General features: G+C 65.9%; 22 protein-coding genes. 15 read left to right on the plus strand and 7 right to left on the minus strand.

Going from position 1 to position 20643, the window contains the following annotated elements:
• Nucleotides 1–61: 61 nt before the first annotated feature.
• Nucleotides 62–1561 carry an aldehyde dehydrogenase family protein gene (locus tag HWQ56_RS15135; protein WP_158153919.1) on the minus strand — a complete coding sequence of 500 codons (1500 nt, stop codon included), beginning with the start codon at nucleotides 1559–1561 and terminating at the stop codon, nucleotides 62–64.
• 250 nt (nucleotides 1562–1811) lie between these two features.
• Here HWQ56_RS15135 and paaF point away from each other — a divergent pair, with 250 nt between their 5' ends.
• The 14 genes from paaF (at nucleotide 1812) to HWQ56_RS15205 (ending at nucleotide 15229) form a co-directional block, all read left to right on the plus strand.
• On the plus strand, nucleotides 1812–2582 hold the full coding sequence (gene paaF / locus HWQ56_RS15140; protein ID WP_158153920.1) for a 2,3-dehydroadipyl-CoA hydratase PaaF: 771 nt from the start codon (nucleotides 1812–1814) through the stop codon (nucleotides 2580–2582).
• A 35-nt stretch (nucleotides 2583–2617) separates the two neighbouring features.
• Nucleotides 2618–3409: a 2-(1,2-epoxy-1,2-dihydrophenyl)acetyl-CoA isomerase PaaG gene (gene paaG / locus HWQ56_RS15145; RefSeq protein WP_158153921.1), complete on the plus strand. Its 792-nt coding sequence runs from the start codon at nucleotides 2618–2620 to the stop codon at nucleotides 3407–3409.
• Between the two features lie 3 nt (nucleotides 3410–3412).
• Complete coding sequence (paaH, locus tag HWQ56_RS15150; protein ID WP_176571026.1) at nucleotides 3413–4930, plus strand: 3-hydroxyacyl-CoA dehydrogenase PaaH; 1518 nt, start codon at nucleotides 3413–3415, stop codon at nucleotides 4928–4930.
• Entirely contained in the window at nucleotides 4923–5372 is a 450-nt protein-coding gene (paaI, locus tag HWQ56_RS15155; protein ID WP_176571027.1) for a hydroxyphenylacetyl-CoA thioesterase PaaI, read from the plus strand. Before paaH ends, paaI begins: the two co-directional genes overlap by 8 nt.
• A gap of 95 nt (nucleotides 5373–5467) precedes the next feature.
• Entirely contained in the window at nucleotides 5468–6778 is a 1311-nt protein-coding gene (gene paaK, locus HWQ56_RS15160; protein ID WP_176571028.1) for a phenylacetate--CoA ligase PaaK, read from the plus strand.
• Nucleotides 6779–6883: 105 nt separating this feature from the next.
• Nucleotides 6884–7873: a 1,2-phenylacetyl-CoA epoxidase subunit PaaA gene (paaA, locus tag HWQ56_RS15165; RefSeq protein ID WP_176571029.1), complete on the plus strand. Its 990-nt coding sequence runs from the start codon at nucleotides 6884–6886 to the stop codon at nucleotides 7871–7873.
• Nucleotides 7874–7887: 14 nt separating this feature from the next.
• The gene (gene paaB / locus HWQ56_RS15170) at nucleotides 7888–8169 is read left to right on the plus strand and encodes a 1,2-phenylacetyl-CoA epoxidase subunit PaaB (protein WP_158153925.1); all 282 of its coding nucleotides are present in this window, start codon (nucleotides 7888–7890) and stop codon (nucleotides 8167–8169) included.
• 8 nt (nucleotides 8170–8177) lie between these two features.
• Nucleotides 8178–8939, plus strand: coding sequence for a 1,2-phenylacetyl-CoA epoxidase subunit PaaC (gene paaC / locus HWQ56_RS15175; protein ID WP_176571030.1), 762 nt, complete (start codon nucleotides 8178–8180; stop codon nucleotides 8937–8939).
• Complete coding sequence (gene paaD / locus HWQ56_RS15180; protein WP_176571031.1) at nucleotides 8926–9459, plus strand: 1,2-phenylacetyl-CoA epoxidase subunit PaaD; 534 nt, start codon at nucleotides 8926–8928, stop codon at nucleotides 9457–9459. Before paaC ends, paaD begins: the two co-directional genes overlap by 14 nt.
• A 19-nt stretch (nucleotides 9460–9478) precedes the next feature.
• A complete protein-coding gene (gene paaE, locus HWQ56_RS15185) occupies nucleotides 9479–10555 on the plus strand; it encodes a 1,2-phenylacetyl-CoA epoxidase subunit PaaE (RefSeq protein ID WP_176571032.1) in 1077 nt (358 codons plus the stop codon).
• A gap of 125 nt (nucleotides 10556–10680) precedes the next feature.
• Nucleotides 10681–12726, plus strand: a complete 2046-nt coding sequence (gene paaZ, locus HWQ56_RS15190; RefSeq protein ID WP_176571033.1) for a phenylacetic acid degradation bifunctional protein PaaZ — start codon at nucleotides 10681–10683, stop codon at nucleotides 12724–12726.
• Between the two features lie 85 nt (nucleotides 12727–12811).
• On the plus strand, nucleotides 12812–13702 hold the full coding sequence (locus HWQ56_RS15195; protein WP_158153930.1) for a helix-turn-helix domain-containing protein: 891 nt from the start codon (nucleotides 12812–12814) through the stop codon (nucleotides 13700–13702).
• A gap of 68 nt (nucleotides 13703–13770) precedes the next feature.
• Complete coding sequence (locus HWQ56_RS15200) at nucleotides 13771–14592, plus strand: NAD-dependent protein deacetylase (RefSeq protein ID WP_176571034.1); 822 nt, start codon at nucleotides 13771–13773, stop codon at nucleotides 14590–14592.
• A 61-nt stretch (nucleotides 14593–14653) separates the two neighbouring features.
• Complete coding sequence (locus tag HWQ56_RS15205; protein WP_158153932.1) at nucleotides 14654–15229, plus strand: flavodoxin family protein; 576 nt, start codon at nucleotides 14654–14656, stop codon at nucleotides 15227–15229.
• 19 nt (nucleotides 15230–15248) lie between these two features.
• On the opposite strand, the gene HWQ56_RS15210 is transcribed toward HWQ56_RS15205, so the two are convergent.
• From HWQ56_RS15210 to HWQ56_RS15235, 6 genes are all read right to left on the minus strand, one after another.
• On the minus strand, nucleotides 15249–16142 hold the full coding sequence (locus tag HWQ56_RS15210; protein ID WP_176571035.1) for a metal ABC transporter substrate-binding protein: 894 nt from the start codon (nucleotides 16140–16142) through the stop codon (nucleotides 15249–15251).
• Between the two features lie 9 nt (nucleotides 16143–16151).
• Complete coding sequence (locus HWQ56_RS15215; RefSeq protein WP_176571036.1) at nucleotides 16152–17021, minus strand: metal ABC transporter permease; 870 nt, start codon at nucleotides 17019–17021, stop codon at nucleotides 16152–16154.
• Nucleotides 17018–17770, minus strand: a complete 753-nt coding sequence (locus HWQ56_RS15220; protein WP_176571037.1) for a metal ABC transporter ATP-binding protein — start codon at nucleotides 17768–17770, stop codon at nucleotides 17018–17020. The genes HWQ56_RS15215 and HWQ56_RS15220 overlap by 4 nt, the downstream gene beginning before the upstream one ends.
• Nucleotides 17771–17970: 200 nt before the next feature.
• Nucleotides 17971–18858 (minus strand): GTP cyclohydrolase FolE2, encoded by an 888-nt coding sequence (gene folE2 / locus HWQ56_RS15225; RefSeq protein WP_176571038.1) that lies wholly within the window; start codon nucleotides 18856–18858, stop codon nucleotides 17971–17973.
• A gap of 81 nt (nucleotides 18859–18939) precedes the next feature.
• Nucleotides 18940–19338, minus strand: coding sequence for an ACT domain-containing protein (locus HWQ56_RS15230; RefSeq protein WP_176571039.1), 399 nt, complete (start codon nucleotides 19336–19338; stop codon nucleotides 18940–18942).
• A gap of 100 nt (nucleotides 19339–19438) precedes the next feature.
• Nucleotides 19439–19654, minus strand: a complete 216-nt coding sequence (locus tag HWQ56_RS15235; protein WP_158153344.1) for a hypothetical protein — start codon at nucleotides 19652–19654, stop codon at nucleotides 19439–19441.
• 255 nt (nucleotides 19655–19909) lie between these two features.
• Here HWQ56_RS15235 and HWQ56_RS15240 point away from each other — a divergent pair, with 255 nt between their 5' ends.
• Entirely contained in the window at nucleotides 19910–20641 is a 732-nt protein-coding gene (locus HWQ56_RS15240) for a transporter substrate-binding domain-containing protein (protein WP_245217886.1), read from the plus strand.
• Nucleotides 20642–20643: the final 2 nt, after the last annotated feature.

Below are 20643 nucleotides of genomic sequence, written 5' to 3' on the forward strand. Positions count from 1 at the left end.
GGCGGATGGCTTGCCGCGCCCAGCCCGCAGGGGGTGCGGCGCAGCAAGCGGTGGGGCAGGATCAGTGGCGGATGCACACCGACTTGGTTTCGGTGTAGGCGTCCAGCCAGTCGGCACCGAAGTCGCGGCCGGTGCCCGATTGCTTGAAGCCGCCAAACGGCATGTTGGCGTCGATCAGGGTGTGGCTGTTGACCCACACGGTCCCGGCCTCGATACGCGGGGTCAGGTTCATCGCGGCATTGAGGTCGCGGGTCCACAGGCTCGCCGTCAGCCCGTAATCCGAATCGTTGGCCAGCGCGAGGGCCTGCTCCACGTCATCGACGCGGCTAAGACACAGGACCGGGCCGAACACTTCCTCGCGAGTGAGTGTGAGGTGGTTGTCAGGGTTGAGCACCAGGGTCGGCGACACATAGAAGCCATTGCCGTTCGGGCCCTGGGCACCGCGGATCAGCTCCGCATCCTGACGACGGGCGTCTTCCAGGTAGCCCAGTACCTTGGCCTGGTGAGCCTGGGAAGCCAGCGGATTGATCTGGAAGCTGGGGTCCAGGCCCGGGCCCACCGTCAGCCCCTTGACCGCGCCTTCGAACGCCGCGGCCACCTGGTCGAAGATTGGCGCCTCCACATAGAGGCGCGAACTGGCGGCGCATACCTGGCCCTGATTGAGGAAGCTGCCCATCATCAGGCCTTCCACCACTTGCTGGATATCAGCGTCCTTGAGGACGATGGCCGGGTTCTTGCCGCCCAATTCCAGCGTGATACGTTTCAGGCTGTCCACCGCGCTTCTGGCGATACCCTTACCGGTGGCCGTGGAGCCGGTAAAGCTGATTTTGCTCACCAGCGGATGGCTGGTCAGCACCCGACCGCACACCCCGCCACTGCCGGTGACAACGTTGAACACGCCGGGTGGCACGCCCGCCTCGGTCGCCAGCTCAGCCATGCGCAGCAGGGTCAACGGGGTGATTTCCGACGGTTTGATCACGATGGAACAACCCGCAGCCAAGGCGGGCATGACCTTCCACATACCAATCATCAGCGGGAAGTTCCACGGCACGATACCCGCCACCACACCCACGGGCTCTTTGCGGGTGAAGGCGGTGTAGCGCGCGCCCTCCGGCATGGGAATCGACAGGTCCAGGGTGCGCCCCGATACCTTGGTGGCGAGGCCCGCGGTGTAGCGCATCCAGTTCAGGGTGCTGCCCACTTCGAAAGCGCGGGCAATGGCGATGGACTTGCCCTGCTCCAGGGTTTCCAGCTGCGCCAGCTCCTCGGTGTGCTGCTCCAGCAGGTCGGCATAGCGCAGCAGGATCCGCTCGCGCTCGGCCGGCAGGCGGCGCGACCAGACACCTGAAATGAACGCCTGGTGGGCGGACTGCACCGCCTGGTCGACGTCGGCTTCATCGGCATCGGCGGTGGTCGCGATCTGCTCGCCGGTGGCCGGGTTGAACACCGGGAGCGTGCCCTGACCACGGGCCGCCACCCAGCCGCCATCAATGTAGAGGCCGTGCTGGCGCTTGAGAAATGCACTGACGCTGTCCAGCGGGCGAACGATTTGACTGCTCATGATGATTCCTTCCAAAGGGGCACGGCCCCAGCTTGATGAAACGTCCCAGGAATGTTTTTCGCCAGCGTGCCAAATGGCTTCGGCTGTCTGCCAATGGCACGATCGCGAGCGCCCCACTATTAAGACACCGTTTTGCTTTTTTGTATTGTTTTTCTGTATCGCATTATGGCTATACTGAGTTCACAGGCCACCCCAGCCTTCCCAATAACCAGCCCAGCCCCCATCGCCGGGCACACCCCGAGGCCACGCCATGCCTGCGCTGCTTACCGTCGAACAGCTGGAATCGGTCCGTCTGGTCACCCTCAATCGTCCGGAGGCGCTCAACGCCTTGACCAGCGCGTTGCTCGGCGAACTGGCGGACGAATTGGCCAACGCCGAACAGGACCCCACCACCCACGCCGTGGTGCTGACCGGCAATCGCAAGGCCTTCGCCGCCGGCGCCGACCTCAAGGAAATGGCCGAGCGTGACCTGGTGGGGATCCTCAACGACCCACGGGTGGCGTTCTGGCAACGCATCACGGCGTTCAGCAAACCACTGATCGCCGCCGTCAACGGCTACGCCCTGGGCGGTGGCTGCGAACTGGCCATGCACGCGGACATCCTCATTGCCGGCCGTGACGCCCAGTTCGGCCAGCCGGAAATCAACCTGGGGATCATGCCCGGCGCCGGGGGCACCCAACGTTTGCTGCGGGCGGTGGGCAAGTCCCTGGCCATGCAGATGGTGCTGACCGGGGAGCCTATCGGCGCTCGCCAGGCCCTGGCTGCCGGCCTGGTGAGCGAAGTCACCGAACCGGAGCTGACGGTGGAGCGCGCACTCGCCATCGCTCGGCGCATCGCCGGCCAGGCGCCACTGGCGGTGCGCCTGGCGAAGGAAGCCTTGCTCAAGGCCCAGGACACCGACCTGGCCAGCGGCCTGCGCCTGGAGCGCCATGCCTTCACCCTGCTGGCCGGCACCCACGACCGCAACGAAGGTATTCGCGCCTTCCAGGAAAAACGTCGGCCGCGCTATCGCGGCGAATAACCCCTTCCCTGTTCACTCCCGAGGGCAACACCCCCATGACATTCGCAACCATCGTGTTCTCTATCGACAACGGCGTGGCCCTGCTGAGCCTCAACCGCCCCGAGCAACTGAACAGCTTCAACGGCCAGATGCACGCTGAAGTGCGCGAAGCCCTCAAGCGCGTGCGCCAGGACGCCAGCGTGCGGGTGCTGCTGCTGACGGGTGAAGGCCGGGGTTTCTGTGCCGGTCAGGACCTGGCCGACCGGAGCGTGGCCCCTGGCGCCGAGGCCCCGGACCTGGGCCAGTCGCTGGAGCAGTTCTACAACCCGCTGATTCGCAGCCTGCGCGAGCTGCCGATGCCGGTGATTTGCGCGGTCAACGGCGTGGCGGCCGGCGCCGGGGCCAATATTCCCCTGGCCTGCGACCTGGTGCTGGCGGCGCGTTCGGCCAGTTTCATCCAGGCGTTCTGCAAGATTGGCCTGCTGCCCGACTCCGGCGGTACCTGGAGCCTGCCGCGCCTGGTAGGCGTGGCCCGCGCCAAGGCACTGGCCATGCTGGGCAACCGCCTGAGCGCTGAGCAGGCCGAACAATGGGGGTTGATCTACCGCTGCGTCGATGATGCCGCCCTGCGCGACGAGGCCCTGAGCCTGGCACGCCACCTGGCCAGCCAGCCCACCTACGGCCTGGCGCTGATCAAGCGCAGCCTCAATGCCAGCTTCGACAACACGCTGGACCAGCAACTGGACCTGGAACGCGACCTGCAACGCCTGGCCGGGCGCAGCCACGATTACCGCGAAGGCGTGGCCGCGTTCATGGAAAAACGCCCCGCTGTCTTCAAGGGGAACTGAACCATGGCCGCCCTGCCTCTGACCGCTCAGGTAGCGGTGATCGGTGCTGGCGCCATGGGCGCCGGTATCGCCCAGGTCGCCGCCCAGGCCGGCCACCCGGTGTTGCTCTACGACAACCGCCCCGGCGCGGCTGCCCAGGCCATCGGCGACATCGACCAGCGCCTGGGCCGTCGCGTGGCCACCGGCAAACTGGCCGACAGCGCCCGCCAGGCGTGCCTGGCCAATCTGCAGGCCTGCGACACCCTCGCCGCCCTGGCCGATGCCCACCTGGTGATCGAAGCCATCGTTGAACAACTGGCGGTCAAGCGCCAGGTATTCGGGGAACTGGAAGCCCTGTGCCGCGCCGATTGCCTGTTGGTCAGCAATACCTCATCGCTGTCCATCACCACCCTGGCCGCCGAACTCAAGCACCCCGAACGCTTCGCCGGCCTGCATTTCTTCAACCCGGCCCCGGTGATGCCCCTGGTGGAAGTGGTGAGCGGGCTGGCCACCGCGCCCGACGTGGTCGCCAGCTTGTACGACAGCGCCCGCGCCTGGGGCAAACAGCCGGTACACACCCGCTCCACCCCCGGTTTCATCGTCAACCGCGTGGCACGGCCGTTCTACGCCGAAAGCCTGCGCCTGCTGCAGGAAGGCGCGGCTGACTGCGCCACACTCGATGCTTTGCTGCGAGAGGCCGGCGGCTTCGCCATGGGCGCCTTCGAGCTCACCGACCTGATTGGTCACGACGTCAACTATGCAGTGACCTGCTCGGTGTTCGATGCCTACTACCAGGACATGCGTTTCCAACCCTCGCTGATCCAGAAAGAACTGGTGGACGCCGGGCGCCTGGGGCGCAAGAGCGGCCAGGGTTTCTACGATTACCGCGAAGGGGCGCAGCGCCCCCGTGTACAGGCGCTGGGCAGCGATGCCGTGGTCACCCATTGTGTTGCCGAAGGCCTGCCAGCGTTGTTCGACGGCCTGTTGACGCGCCTGCAAGACCAGGGCGTGGCAGTGACGCGGCGCCCAGGCAACGGCGTGCTACGGTGCGGCGACGCGGTGCTGGCGCTATCCGACGGGCGCATGGCCAGCCAGCGCGCCCATGACCAAGGCGTGCAGAACCTGGTGCTGCTGGACCTGGCCCTGGACTTCGCCACGGCCACCCGGGTGGGCATCAGTTGGGCGAACAACACCGCGCCCACGGCGGTGGCGCAGGCGGTGGCCCTGCTCAACCGCGCCGGCCTCACTGTCAGCGCCTTGGGCGACAGCCCCGGCCTGTGCGTGCTGCGCACCGTGGCCATGCTCGCCAACGAAGGCGCCGACGCGGCCCTGCAAGGCGTGGCCTCGGTGGCCGACATCGACCTGGCCCTGCGCGCCGGGGTCAACTACCCCAGGGGCCCGTTGGCCTGGGCCGATACGCTGGGCCTGGGCACCGTGGTCACGGTGCTGGAAAACCTGCAAGCCGCCTACGGCGAGGAGCGCTACCGCCCTTCCCTGCTGCTGCGTCGCCACCTGGCCGAGGGGAGCCGCCTGCATGACTGACCCGAACCCATACGATGTGGCCCGGCGCTGCGCCGAAGCCCTGCTGCAACGGGACGCCGCCAGCCGTGCGCTGGGCATCACCCTGATCAGCGCCACGCCCGGCAGCGCCCAGGTGAGCATGCGCGTGCGCGATGACATGCTTCAAGGCCACGGGACCTGCCACGGCGGCTTCCTCTTTGCCCTGGCCGATACCGCCTTTGCCCTAGCCTGCAACAGCCATGACGCGGCCACCGTGGCCCAAGGCTGTAGCATCGAATACCTGGTGCCCGGGCAACTGGGCGACCAACTGGTGGCCCACGCCCAGGAGTTGCACCGGGGCAAACGCACCGGCACCTATGACGTGCGCATCGACAACCAGCACGGCCAGCCGGTCGCCCTGTTCCGGGGCAAGTCCTATCAGGTGCGCGGCACCGTGCTCGCCCGGGAGACCATTGATAAATGACGCTTTGACCTCTGAACGGCTGTAGCCTGTTACCCAGCCCCCGGACCACCCGCGAGGCGGCCGGACACTCACACAAAAACAATTCGAGTGAAGCCATGAACATGCACCTCAACCCCGATGCCTTGCTGGACCCTTTCGAAACCGCCAGTGTCGACCGCCTCCGCGAGCACCAGTTGCAACGCCTGCGCTGGAGCCTTGGCCACGCCTACCAGAACGTGCCGCTGTACCGCCAGCGCTTCGATGCCCTGGGCCTGCACCCTGACGACCTGAAAACGCTGGATGACCTGGCGGCCTTCCCCTTCACCGGCAAAAACGACCTGCGCGACAACTACCCCTACGGCATGTTCGCGGTGCCCCTGCAGGACGTGGTGCGCCTGCACGCGTCCAGCGGCACCACCGGCAAGCCCACCGTGGTGGGCTACACCCAGAACGACATCGACACCTGGGCCAATATCGTGGCCCGCTCGATCCGCGCGGCGGGTGGTCACAAGGGCGACAAGGTGCACATTTCCTACGGCTACGGGCTGTTCACGGGCGGCTTGGGCGCCCACTACGGCGCCGAGCGCCTGGGTTGCACGGTGATCCCCATGTCAGGTGGGCAGACCGAGAAACAGGTGCAACTGATCCGCGACTTCGACCCCGACATCATCATGGTCACCCCGTCGTACATGCTCAATATCGCTGACGAGCTGGAACGCCAGGGCATTGATCCGTCCAGCCTGGCCCTGCGCCTGGGTATCTTCGGCGCCGAGCCGTGGACCGATGAGCTGCGTGGCGCCATTGAGCGGCGCCTGGGCATCCAGGCCCAGGATATTTACGGCCTGTCGGAGATCATGGGCCCCGGCGTGGCCATGGAGTGCGCCGACAGCCGTGGCCACCCGACCCTCTGGGAAGATCATTTCTACCCGGAAATCATTGACCCGGTCACCGGCCAGGTGCTGCCTGACGGCGCGTTCGGCGAACTGGTGCTGACCTCGCTGAGCAAGGAGGCCCTGCCGATGATCCGCTACCGCACGCGCGACCTGACCCGGCTGCTGCCCGGCAGTGGCCGGCCCATGCGGCGCATGGACAAGATCACCGGGCGCAGCGACGACATGCTGATCATCCGCGGCGTCAACGTGTTCCCCACCCAGGTGGAAGAACAGGTGCTCAAAACCAAACAGCTGTGCGAGTGCTATGAGATGCACCTGTATCGCCATGGCAACCTCGACTCGGTGGACATCCACGTCGAACTGCGCCCCGAGCATCTGCTCCTGGGCAGTGCCGAGCAACAGGCGGTGTGCAGCGAGCTGAGCCGACAGATCAAGACCCATATCGGGATCAGCACCCGGGTGGTGCTGCAGCCGGCCCAGACCCTCAAACGCTCGGAAGGCAAGGCGGCGCACGTCTTCGACAAGCGCGCCTGAAGAACGTGATACAGAAACATATCTGATACCTATTTTTTGTGTTTGATATTTAATTCTGTATCACTTATAACAATAGCCATCCCCTTGCATGGCTGGAGACCCTTCATGTACGCACAGCTAGTGGAAACCGGCGTCAAGCGCCTCAAGACCCTGGACGAAATGAGCGACCAGGAACGCGCCTTCCAGGAAAAGATTGACGCCGAGATCAAGATCGAAGCCAAGAACTGGATGCCCGATGCCTACCGTCAAACCCTGATCCGGCAGATTTCCCAGCACGCCCACTCGGAAATCGTCGGCATGCTGCCCGAGGGCAACTGGCTGACCCGCGCCCCCACGCTCAAGCGCAAGCTGCAACTGATGGCCAAGATCCAGGACGAAGCCGGCCACGGCCTGTACCTGTACAGCGCCATGGAGACGCTAGGCGCCGATCGCGATACGGAAATCGCCAAGATGCACGCCGGCAAGGCGAAGTATTCGAGCATCTTCAATTACCCCACCCTGAGCTGGGCCGACATGGGCGCGGTGGGCTGGCTGGTGGATGGCGCCGCCATCGTCAACCAGGTGGTCTTGCAGCGCACCTCCTACGGGCCCTACGCCCGGGCCATGGTGCGCATCTGCAAGGAGGAAAGTTTTCACCAGCGCCAGGGCTACGAAATACTGCTGACCATGATGCGCCACGGCACCCAGGCCCAGAAGGACATGGTGCAGGACGCCATCAACCGCCTGTGGTGGCCGTCGCTGATGATGTTCGGGCCCAGCGATGAACATTCCCCCAACAGCGCCCAGTCCATGGCCTGGAAGATCAAGCGCCAGAGCAACGACGAGCTGCGCCAGCGCTTCATCGACCAGACCATCCCCCAACTGGAGCTGCTGGGCTGCACCTGCCCCGACCCGGACCTGAAGTGGAACGCCGAAACCGGCCACTACGACTTCGGCGCCATCCAGTGGGACGAATTCTACGAAGTGCTCAAGGGCAACGGCCCCTGCAACGCCGAGCGCGTGGCCACCCGCAAGCAGGCCATCGACGACGGCGCCTGGGTGCGTGAGGCCGCGGTAGCCCACGCCCGTAAACAACACAATAAGCACGCTGCCTGAGCTGGAGAAACCCCATGTCCGACTGGACCCTGTTCGAAGTCTTCGTGCGCAGCAAGCACGGCCTCAATCACAAACACGTGGGCAGCGTGCACGCCGCCGACGCCGTCATGGCCATCGAGAACGCCCGAGAGCTGTACACCCGGCGCAGCGAAGGCGTGAGCCTGTGGGTGGTGCCCTCGGCGCTGATCGTCGCCTCGTCGCCCGACGACAAGGACCCGCTGTTCGACCCCTCCGATGACAAGGTCTACCGCCATGCCAGCTTCTACGAGCTGCCCCCCGAAGTCGGGCACATGTGAGGCCGACCATGAGCATTGAAGACGATCTGACCCGCTATCTGCTGCACCTGGGTGACACCGCGCTGATCCAGGGCCAGCGCCTGAGCCAGTGGGTGGGCCACGCGCCCGCCCTGGAAGAGGAACTGGCGCTGGCCAACGTCGGCCTGGACCTGTTCGGCCAGGCGCGCAACTGGCTGGACTACGCCGCCGAACGCCTGGACGACGGCCGCGATGCCGATGCCCTGGCCTTCCTGCGTACCGAGCGGGAGCTGCGCAACCTGTTGCTGGTGGAACAGCCCAATGGCGACTATGCGGTCACCATGCTCAAGCAGTTCTTCTACGACGCCTGGCATTTTCAGGTGCTGCAGGGCCTGAGCGGCTCCCGTGACGAGCGCATCGCCGGCATCGCGGCCAAAGGCCTCAAGGAGGTGACCTACCACCTGCGCCGCTCCAGCGAGTGGGTGGAGCGCCTGGGCGATGGCACTGACGAAAGCCATGCGCGCATGCTCGCCGCCCTGCCCAAGGTGTGGCGTTTCACGGTAGAGCTGGTGAATGCCGACGCCGGTGAGCAACGCCTGGCCGCGGCCGGCCTGATCGGTGACCCGGCGACGCTGGCGGCGGCGTGGCACGCCAAGGTGGCCGAGGTGTTCACCCGCGCCACCCTGCCACTGCCCGAGCCCGCCAGCGCCTTCTACCTCAATGGGCGCGACGGGCTGCACAGCGAACACCTGGGCCTGCTGCTGGCCGAAATGCAGTACCTGCCGCGAGCCTACCCCGATGCGGTCTGGTGAGCTGATCGCCAGCGACCGCGGCGCGCGGCCGGCCCAGCCCGATGACCTGGCGCAAGCCTGGCACGTGCTGGGCCAGGTTATGGACCCGGAGGTGCCGGCGGTCAGCGTGGTCGACCTGGGCATCGTCCGCGGCCTGGCCTGGCAGGCGGGGCACCTGGAGGTGGTGGTCACCCCCACCTACTCCGGCTGCCCGGCCACCGAGGTGATCGAGAGCGACATCCGCGACGCCCTGGTGCAAGCCGGTTTCCACGCACCGCGCCTGCAGCGTCGGCTGACCCCGGCCTGGACCACCGACTGGATCACCGAGCGGGGCCGCGCGCAATTGCGCGCGTACGGCATCGCCCCGCCCGACGGCAGCACCAGCAAGCGCACGCTGCTGGGCGAGGCGCCCCAGGTGCTGTGCCCGCAGTGCGGCAGCGCCCACACCGAGCTGCTCAGCCAATTCGGCTCCACCGCCTGCAAGGCGTTGTACCGCTGCTGCGATTGCCGCGAGCCGTTCGACTATTTCAAGTGCATCTGATGGCCAACGGAGATCAACCATGAGCCAGTTTCACAGCCTGACCATCAAGCAGGTACGTGCTGAGACCCGCGACGCCGTGTCCATCGTCTTCGACGTGCCCGACCACCTGCGCGAGGCATTTCGCTACACCCAGGGCCAGCACCTGGTGATGCGCACCCACCTGGACGGCGAGGAAGTGCGCCGCTCGTACTCCATCTGCACCGGGGTCAACGATGATGAGCTGCGGGTGGCTATCAAGAAGGTAGCCGGCGGGCGCTTCTCGGCCTACGCCAATGAGCAATTGCAGCCTGGCCACTGCCTGGAGGTTATGCCACCGGCCGGCGAGTTCAGCGTACCGCTGGACCCGGCGCGCCACGGCCGCTACCTGGCCGTGGCCGCGGGCAGCGGTATCACGCCGATCCTGTCGATCGTCAAGACCACCCTGGAACACGAACCCCATAGCCATGTCACCGTGCTGTACGGCAACCGCTCCAGCGCCGGCGCGCTGTTTCGCGAACAGTTGGAAGACCTCAAGAACCGCTACCTGCAACGCCTGAACCTGGTGTTCGTGTTCAGCCGCGAGCAGCAGGACGTGGACCTGTACAACGGCCGCATCGACGCCGACAAATGCCAGCGCCTGTTCAGCCGCTGGGTCGAGGTCAAGACCCTGGACGCCGCCTTCATCTGCGGCCCCCAGGCCATGACCGAGACCGTGCGCGACCAGCTCAAGGCCCATGGCATGGACAGCCGTCGCATCCACTTCGAGCTGTTCGGCGCGGCGGTCGACGGCAGCAAGCGCGAAGCCCGCGAGGCTGCCCGGCAACTGGACGCGGCGGTCAGCCAGATCACCGTGATCAGCGACGGCCGCGCCCTGGCCTTCGACCTGCCGCGCAACACTGTCAGCGTGCTCGACGCCGGCAATGCCATTGGCGCCGAGCTGCCCTACTCGTGCAAGGCCGGGGTGTGCTCGACCTGCAAATGCAGGGTGATCGAAGGCGAAGTGGAAATGGACGCCAACCACGCCCTGGAAGACTACGAAGTGGCCGCTGGCTATGTGCTGTCCTGCCAGACCTTCCCAATCAGCCAGAAGGTGGTACTCGACTTCGACCAGATCTGACCGTTACCTCAAGAACCGTGCGAATGGCGTGGGAACCGGATTAGCCCGCGAGCGGCTGGACAGCTCGCCGGTACGCCAGTCCCTGCACCGACCAAAACAATTCCAAGATAGTCGCGGAGCGCTTCATGACCCCCATCCTGCAATCCTTCATCGCCGGCCGCTGGGTCGGCCAACAGGGCGCGCAAACCTTGCGCAGCGCCCTCAATGGCCAGCCCCTGGCCCGTACCCACGAGGAAACCCCGGACTTCGCCGAGGCCATCGACCACGGCCGCCGTGTCGGCAACCAGAGCCTCCACGCGCTGGACTTTCAACAACGCGCCCAACGCCTCAAGGCCCTGGCCCTGTACCTGGCCGAGCGCAAGGAGCAGCTCTACGCCTTGTCCCACCACAGCGGCGCCACCCGCGCCGACAGTTGGGTGGACATCGAGGGCGGCAACGCCACCCTCTTCAGCTACGCCGGCATCGGCAGCCGCGAGCTGCCCTCCGGCAACGTCGTGCATGAGGGCCCGGCGGTCTCCCTGGGCAAACGTGGCCAGTTCGCCGGCAGCCATATCCTGGTGCCACGGGGTGGCCTGGCGGTGCACATCAATGCCTTTAACTTCCCCATCTGGGGCATGCTGGAAAAATTCGCCCCGTGCTTCCTGGCGGGCATGCCGTGCGTGGTCAAACCCGCCACCGCCACCAGCTACCTGACGGAGGCCGTGGTGCGGTTGATGGACCAGTCCGGGCTGTTGCCCGCCGGCAGCCTGCAGCTGGTGATCGGCAGCACCGGTGACCTGCTCGACCGCTTGCAAGGCCAGGACCTGGTGACCTTCACGGGCTCCGCGGACACGGCGGCGAAACTGCGTGTCACCCCGAACCTGATCCACCACTCGGTGCCGTTCACCGCCGAAGCCGATTCGCTGAACTGCGCCATCCTGGCCCCCGACGTGACCCCGGCCGACGACGAGTTCGAGTTGTACGTCAAGGAAGTGGTGCGGGAGATGACCGCCAAGGCCGGGCAGAAATGCACCGCCATCCGCCGCGCCATCGTACCTCGCCAGCACCTGGACGCGGTGGCCACGCGCATTCGCGAGCGCTTGGCCAAGGTGGTGGTGGGCGACCCGTCGGTGGACGGTGTGCGCATGGGCGCACTGGCGTCCCATGCGCAACAGCGCGACGTGGGCGAGCGGCTGGCCCTGCTGCAGCAGAGCTGCGACACGCTGTTCAGTGCCGCCGATGGCTTCAGCCCGCGCGGCGAAGGGGTTGGCGAAGGCGCGTTCTTCGCCCCGACGCTGTTGCATGCCCGTGACCCGCACGCCGAAGGTGGTGCCCACGACATCGAGGCCTTCGGCCCGGTGAGCACCCTGATGGCCTACGACGACCTGGACGAAGCCGTGGCCCTGGCTGCCCGCGGCAAGGGCAGCCTGGTGGCCAGCCTGGTCACCCGCAGCCCGCAGATCGCCGCCCGGGTCATTCCCGCCGCGGCCGCCTGGCATGGCCGGCTGCTGGTACTCGACCGCCACGCTGCAGTGGAATCCACCGGCCACGGCTCACCGCTGCCGCAACTCAAGCACGGCGGCCCGGGCCGCGCCGGTGGCGGCGAAGAACTCGGAGGGCTGCGCGCGGTGAAGCACTACCTGCAACGCGCGGCCGTTCAGGGCTCGCCCACCATGCTCACGGCCATCACGGGTGAATACGTGCGCGGCGCGACGCTGATCGAGACCGACGTGCACCCGTTCCGCCGTCACTTCCAGGACGTGCAGATCGGCGAGTCGCTGCTCACCCACCGCCGCACGGTGACCGAAACCGACCTGGTGAGTTTCGGCTGCCTGTCGGGTGACCACTTCTATATGCACTTCGACGACATCGCCGCCCGCAACTCGCAGTTTGGCCAGCGCATCGCCCATGGCTATTTCGTGCTGTCGGCCGCCGCCGGGTTGTTCGTCTCGCCAGGTGAAGGGCCGGTGCTGGCCAATTATGGGCTGGACAACCTGCGGTTCATCAACCCGGTGGGCATCGGCGACACCCTTCGCGCGCGCCTGACCTGCAAGCGCAAGACCGACCAGGGCAAGGCCAGCCCCCAAGGCCTTGCACAGGGCGTGGTGACCTGGGATGTGGAGGTGACCAACCAGCGGGATGAAGTGGTGGCCAGTTACGACATCCTGACCCTGGTGGCAAAACGGCCATAAGGTCGCGTTCCAGGCCCCGGACAGTGGCCGGGGCCGGCACAGGCTTTGCTACGACTGCCTCCCCTTTTGATGAACAGGTTGTCTGATGCTGCACTTCTTTCAGTCTGCCGACATGTCCGAACATGCCAGCCGCCTCAGCGGCTGGCAACAACGCTATGACCAGCTCAGTGGTGGCCCCGTGGACGCCGCGCTATGGGTACTGGACATTGGCCCCATCCGCCTGTTCCGCGAGCGCCTGAACCAGGCGGCGGTGCAGCACATGCAACTGCCCCGTGAACACCTCAACCTGATCTTTCCCCTGGCCTGGCCCCAGCGCGACGCGCAGCAGCCGTGGCTGCTCGACGGCCTCAACCTGTTGCCCAGCCAGAGCGAATTCCGCACGGTCAGCGGCGCCGGCATGGACGTGCTGTGCCTGTCCATGCCGTATGCCGAGCTGCACGGCTTGGTCAGCGACGCCACCCTGGCCCGCTGCCGCGCCAGCCAGGCCGTGCGCGGCGTGAGCCTGTCGGCACCGCTGCACCAGCATGCTCGCCGCGAGCTGCTTGATCTGCTGCGCCACCCCGAGGCTGCCCAGCCACGGCAACGGGTCTTGGACCTGACCTGCCAACTGCTCGCAGGCCTGGACGCGTTGCCCGCCCTCCCGGCCAGCTACAGCACCCGCCACTATATCGTTCAGCGCTGCCATGAAATGGTGGTGCAAGACCCCCAGGGCATCGCCGGCCTGGTGGACCTGTGCAAGCGCCTGAAGATCTCCCGCCGCACCTTGCAATACAGCTTCCAGAGCGTCGCCGACGTCAATCCGGTGCAGTACCTGCGCTCGGTGCGCCTCAATGAAGCACGCCGCGCGCTAAGCCGCGACCCCGAGGCCCGCATCAGCGACATCGCTGCGCGCTGGGGTTTCGAGCACACCAGTTATTTCTGTGCCCAGTATCAGAAACTCTTCGGCGAAAAACCCTCGTTGTGCCGCGCCCATTGACCCGCGGCGCCCCCCGCGCAGCACCAGACACACCCAGTAGCTATGCTAGGTATTTCGGAAACCTGCCCATGACCGATTTCGACACCCTGTGCGCACTCCTGGCCGAGCAGCCGTTCGTGGTGCTCACCGGCGCTGGCATCAGCACGCCTTCAGGCATCCCCGATTACCGCGACCGAGACGGCGTGCGCCGTGGCCGGGCGCCGATGATGTACCAGGAATTTCTCAGCGGCCCTGCCCTGCGCCAACGCTACTGGGCCCGCGCGATGCTGGGTTGGCCGAAGGTGCGCGGGGCCCGTGCCAACGTCGCCCATCAGGCGTTGGCCGAGCTGCAGGCGCGCGGCCGTGTCAGCGGCCTGATCACTCAGAACGTGGACGGCCTGCATGATCAGGCCGGGAGTACGGACGTGGTGGAGCTGCACGGCAACCTGCATCGGGTACGGTGCCTGGACTGCGGCCAGCGCACGCCCCGCGATGATATTCAGGTGGTGATGGAAACCGAAAACCCCTACCTGGCAGGCGTGGATGCCCGGCAGGCACCCGATGGCGATACCCTGCTGGACCCTCGCTTCGAGGCGCGGTTCAAGCTGCCGGTATGCCCCCATTGCCACGGCGAGCGCTTGAAGCCGGACGTGGTGTTTTTCGGCGAAAACGTGGCAACGGCCACCGCCGAGCGAGCCATGGCCCTGGCGACCACGGCACCGGCCCTGTTGGTGGTGGGGTCTTCGTTGATGGCCTATTCAGCGTTTCGCCTGTGCCGGGCCGTGGCTGAACGCGGTCGACCCGTGGTGGCCGTCAACCTGGGGCATACGCGGGGGGACGATTTACTCGCCCTGAAACTGCAACAGAGCTGTGATGAGGTGCTGCCAGCACTGGCGCAACGCTTGCGCTGACCCGACGCCCAGCGAAATTGCACCTATAGTGTCTTGTTCCCTAGACCGACAGGAGCACCCCATGACTGCTATCGCCATCGTCTATTTCAGCGGCTACGGCCACACCGCCAAACAGGCCGAGGCCGTGCACGCCGGGGCGGCCGCCGCACCCGGCACCCAGGCTACCCTGTATCAGATCGACGCCAATGGCGAGCTCAGTGAAGCCGCCTGGGAGGCTATCAGCGCCGCCGACGCCATTATCTACGGCAGCCCCACCTACATGGGCGGGCCGGCCTGGCAATTCAAGAAATTCGCCGACACCTCGTCCAAACCCTGGTTTACCCAGGCCTGGAAAGACAAGGTGGCCGCGGGCTTCACCAACTCGGCGTCGGTCAACGGCGATAAATTTTCCACCATCGCCTACTTCTGGACCTTGTCCCAGCAGCACGCCCAGGTGTGGATCGGCACCGGCCTGATGCCCGCCAACACCAAGGCCCATGGCCCCGATGACATCAACTGGACCGCAGGCTTCGCCGGCGCCCTTGCCGTATCGCCCTCGGACGCTTCGCCGGATGAAGCACCGCGCAGTGGCGACCTTGAAACCGCCAAGCTGCTGGGCCGCCGCGTCGCCGACTACGCGGCACGGCTCAAACCTTGAACGCAGCCCGCCACGGCCTTCAGTGGCCGGCTTTCATGGCCGCCACGAGCTGGTCGACGTTGTAGCGAAACATCTTCGCATAGGTGGGGGCCGGGCCATCGGCCGGGCTCAGGGCTTCCACGTACAGCTCGCCGCCCGGCTGCGCGCCGGTGGCCGCGGCAATTTGCTTGACCAGCCGCGGGTCACCGGAGTTTTCAAAAAAGTAGGCACTGACGTGCTCCTGCTTGATCTGACGGATCAGCGTGGAAACGTCAGCCGCCGACGCCTCGTTTTCAGTGGAAAACCCCAGCGGTGACAGGAAGCTGACCCCGTAGGCATCGCCGAAATAACCAAAGGCATCATGGGAGGTCAGCACCTTGCGCTGAGCCTGCGCGATGGCCTGCACCTGGGTTCGGGCATAGCTGTCCAGGGCCTGCAGTTGCTGGATGTAGCGCTCACCGTTGGCCTGGAAGTCGGCGGCGTCGGCCGGATCAGCCTGCTTCAAGGCGCTGATGATGTTGCGCACATACACCACGCCATTGGCTGCGCTGTTCCAGGCGTGAGGGTCGGTGATCTGCTGGCCGTCTTCCTCCATGCCGCGGGTCTTGATGCCGGTGGACAGCACCACCGGGGTGCCGCGGTAGCCCGAGGCGCTGATGAGCCGGTCCATCCAGCCTTCCAGGTGCAGGCCGCTGACAAAGGTCACGTCAGCGTGGCGCAGCGCCTGGGCATCGGCCGGGGTCGGTTCGTACACGTGGGGGTCGCCGTTGGGGCCTATCAAGGACGTCACGTGCACATGCTCGCCGCCCACGGTCTGCACCATGTCGGCGATGACGGTGAACGACGCCACCGCTTCCAGGGGCCTGGCATGGGCCAGGCTGCTGAGTACTGACAGGGAGAACGCTGCGGCAGCGGCCAAGGGAATTCGCGTCATGATGAACCTTCAGTTGGACAAGTGGGGTTGCGAAAAGAAACGCCGCAGCAGGCCGCTGCGACCGAACAGCACCGACACACCGTAGAACGCACTGGCGGTGAGCACGATGGCTGGGCCGGACGCCACGCCCAGGTGGTAGGAGACGATGAGGCCGATCAACCCGGCCAGTGTCGCCAGCAGGGTCGACACCAGCATCAGCGCAGTGAGCGAGGTGGCCCAGAAGCGCGCGGCGGTGGCAGGCAGCATCATCATGCCCACCGCCATCAAGGTGCCCAAGGCCTGGAAACCGGACACCAGGTTGAGCACCACCAACAACAGAAACAGCACGTGATACAGCGACCCGCGCCCGCCCACGGCGCGCAGGAAACCGGGGTCGAAACACTCCAGCACCAAGGGGCGGTAGATCACCGCCAGCAACAGCAACGTAAACGACGCGATACCGGCGACCAGGTAAATGGCCTGGTCGTCGATGGCCAGGATGGTGCCGAACAGCACATGCAACAGGTCGATGTTGGAACCGTGCAGCGAAACGATCATCACCCCCGCAGCCAGAGACGTCAGGTAAAAACTGGCAAAGCTGGCGTCTTCCTTGAGGCTGGTGAAACGGCTCACCAAGCCGGCGAGCAAGGCCACCGTGAGGCCAGCGATCAAGCCACCCAGGCCCATGGCGGGCAGAGACAGGCCGGCCACCAGAAAGCCCAAGGCCGCGCCCGGCAGCACCGCGTGGCTCATGGCATCGCCCACCAGGCTCATGCGCCGCAGCATCAGCAGCACGCCTATCGGGCCCGAACCAAGCCCCAGTGCCAGGCAGGCGACCAGGGCCCGGCGCATGAAACCGAACTCGACAAAGGGCTGCACCAAGCTGGTGTACAGGGTCATGGGCGGCCCTCCCCGCTGGCATCGCACACTGGGCTGTCGACGCTCCAGCACTCGGCCATGTTGCGCGCCTGGCGCAGGTTCGCGCGGCTCAGTACGTCGGCGGTCGCGCCCCAGGCGATGGACTTGCGGGCCAGCAGCAAGGTCTGCGGAAAATGCTCGCGCACCTGCTCCAGGTCATGCAGCACGGCGATCACCGTGCGGCCTTGACCGTGCCAGGTACGCACCAACCGCAACAGGTCCTGGGTAGTACGGGCATCGATGGCGGTGAACGGCTCGTCGAGCACGATCAATGGCGCATCCTGGACCAGCAGACGGGCGAACAGCACCCGCTGCAACTGGCCAGAAGACAGCGAACCAACGCTGCGTGCTTCGAACCCCTCCAGCCCCACCGTCATCAGTGCCTGGCGGGCTTGCAGCGCTTGCCCCGTACTGACCCCGCGCCACGCGCCGATGGACCGCCACGCGCCCATGGCTACGGTGTCAGCGACGCTGATGGGAAAACCGCGGTCGATTTCCGCCGCCTGGGGCAGGTAGCCGATGGCGCGGGCGTTCGTCCCGCCGAGGCGTACCTGCCCTTGGGCGGGTTTCATCACACCGACGATGGCCTTGATCAGGGTCGATTTGCCAGCACCGTTGGGGCCGACGATGGCGGTCAAGCTCCCCGGTGCGAACTGGCCGCTGACATGGTGCACGGCGGCGCGGCGCTCGTAGGCAACGGTGAGGTTGTCCAGGTCGATGGCAGCGCTCATGGGACGGCCACCGCCCAGGCGACCGCGGCCCACAACAGCATCAGCAGGGTCAAGGCCATGGCCAGGCGCTTGACGACGGAGTGGGCGAGCATGGAGGTGTGGGGGTGAGGAAGCACGGCAGAGACTCGATAATATTTGCAACAATATAACATTGCATTCTGTATCACTGTAAAGTGAATCCTGCTACGCCTCGGGCGTTGTCAGCCCTGCCCGGCCCACGCCACCGCGTCATGGGGGTGCAGGCTCTCGCGGTGGGACACGAACACCTCTACCCCAGAGTAATGCGTCTGCAACGCCTGGCTGACTTTTCGCGCCGCGTCTTCCACGTACATCAGGTGCTCACCGTTCAGCCGCGCGAACGCCTGTTCGTCCGCGCGTTTGACGGCGGTCTGCAACGGCGTGCCCAGCGCGGTCTCGACGCGTTCGATCAGGGCCATCAGCCCCAGTGTGTCGGCGTAAGGCGCCACGCCAACCTCGATACGCGCCACGCTGCGCTGGCTATGGGGCGTGGCCGTGCTGGCATGGGTGCGCAACCACGCGGCGACTTCGGCAGGCGCCAGGGCCGCATGCTGGCCGAATTGCTGGATGAAGGCCTGCTCCACCACCTGGCGCGACAAGGCCGCTGAGCACGGGCAGGTGGACGAATAGCCCACCTGCACACTGGCCCGCAGGCGCAGCGCGCCGCCCTGCCATTGGGCCTTGAGCTCCACCGGGTAGGCCTTCCAGCCACTGAGTCCCTGGGTTACCAGGGCCGGGCGCCGGCACAGCAGCGAGAAGCGCAGGTGCAGGCGTGCATGGCGGGAACGGCAATCGGCATGGCTTTCCACCATCTGCGCCAGCAGGTGCGCGATGGCGCGAGGCGTCACCACCTGCCCCGCTGCTTCGTCGAGCAGGCGGTACAGGCGTGACATATGAATGCCCTTGATGCGCGGGTCTGTCAGGTCCACCTGGGCGTCAGCGCTGGCAGCGACCGTTGGCAGGCAACCCGGCTCGTCCAGGGTCAACGGCAGGTCAATGTGTTGCATGCCCACCCAGTCGAGTGGGCCATGGATAGGTGGACGGTCGGTCAGGGCAACGTCAGGCAGCATGAGAATATGTCCAGGGAAGCAAAGGACATGATTGTTACATTATAACATCTCAATTTAAAGCCCGCTTTCACCCTGTCGGCGTTACGCGCCCGCCGCCAACTGCCGCAGGGCCGCCATGGCACGGGCCGCGTCTTCATGGGCGACGAACAGGTGGTCATGGTAATACCCGGCGATCACGTTGCAACTGATACCGGCAGCGCCCAGCGCCGAGGCGAAGGCGGCCGTCAGGCCCACGGCCTCCAGCGCCGAATGCACCTCAAGGGTGATCCAGGCCGCTACATACGCGTATCGCCAGCCCAGCGCCTCGGCTGTATCACGGGCCAGAACCACGGTCAGGCCCTCGGCCTCGCGGAAACTGCCGATCACCTCGTCGAGGTCGACAGGCGTACCGGGTGGCAGGGTACAGAAGACGTATTCACCGTCATGAAGCTGTGGGGCCATGTTGCGCAGCAGCAGGGAGAGCTGAGTTTCGCCGGTCATTGGGCGGGTTCCTCGAAGCACGATGTGCGCAGGATTTGACCAGCATCGGGGGCTCGGGGGAAACCATCATTGCCCATGCCCCATTAGCGCAGGTAATGCCTCACGCGCGTTTGCATTCGCTGCCCTGCACGTCGTCACGGGCCAGGCGCAGCTCCGCCGCGTCCTGGTTCAAACGGTGGATCACGCCCAGCAGGCGCTGGCGCAGCACTTCGTCGCCCAGGCGGTCCAGGGTGCGCATCACGTCCAGGGCTGCCGACTCGTTGTTGGCGGCCACGGCGTCCAGGGTTTTGCGCAGGTGTCTTGCAGCTCGGTTCACGTTGTCAGTCCTCGTTATCTGGGCGTGGACTGTAGGACAACAATGTTTCCGTTTGATTTCAGCGATTTATGCTGTCCAGTGACGCAGGTCAAGCCAAGGGTGCATGGCGCCGCAAAACCGTGGCCGGCGCCGGCCGTGGACGGCCCTGCCTGACTGTGATTTCATCCCCCCCGGCCATCCACCACAACAAGAGAGCACCGAATGAAGCTTGCCCCCCTGCCCTGGCTGCTGAGCGCCCTGCTACCGGGCCTGGTCATGGCCGACGCCGCCCCCTCGCGCCTGGACCAGGTGCAACAACGCGGCCAGCTGAATGTATGCACCACCGGCGACTACAAGCCTTACACGTTCAAGAAAGCCGATGGCGGCTACGAAGGCATCGACATCACCCTGGCCCAGTCGCTGGCCAAGAGCCTGGGGGTGAACGTGAACTGGGTGCCCACCACCTGGAAAACCCTGATGCCAGACTTTCTGGCGGGCCATTGCGACATTGCCGTGGGCGGCATCTCGGTGACCCTGGAGCGGCAGAAAAAAGCCTATTTCAGCAGCACCCTGGACGTGGACGGCAAAGTCCCGCTGGTGCGTTGCGAAGACCAGGCCAAATACCAGAGCGTGGCGCAATTGAACCGCCCTGACGTCCGCCTGGTGGAACCGGCGGGCGGTACCAATGAAGCGTTCGTGCATGCCTACCTGCCCCAGGCGCACCTGAGCCTGCACGACAATGTGAGCATCTTCGACGAACTGCGAGAGCACCGGGCCGACGTGATGATCACCGACGCCTCCGAAGCCCTGTACCACCAGAAACTGAGCCCAGGCCTGTGCGCGGTGAACCCTGCGCACTTCCTGCAATATGGCGAGAAAGCCTACCTGCTGCCCCGGGATGACATGACGTGGAAATCGTACGTGGACCAGTGGCTGCACCTGGCCAAGGCTACCGGTGCATACCGCCAGGCTCAAAGCGAATGGATTGCCCTGCCACCCCAGAACTGATG

The sequence above is a fragment of the Pseudomonas eucalypticola genome (assembly GCF_013374995.1).
GTDB classification, from domain to species: domain Bacteria; phylum Pseudomonadota; class Gammaproteobacteria; order Pseudomonadales; family Pseudomonadaceae; genus Aquipseudomonas; species Aquipseudomonas eucalypticola.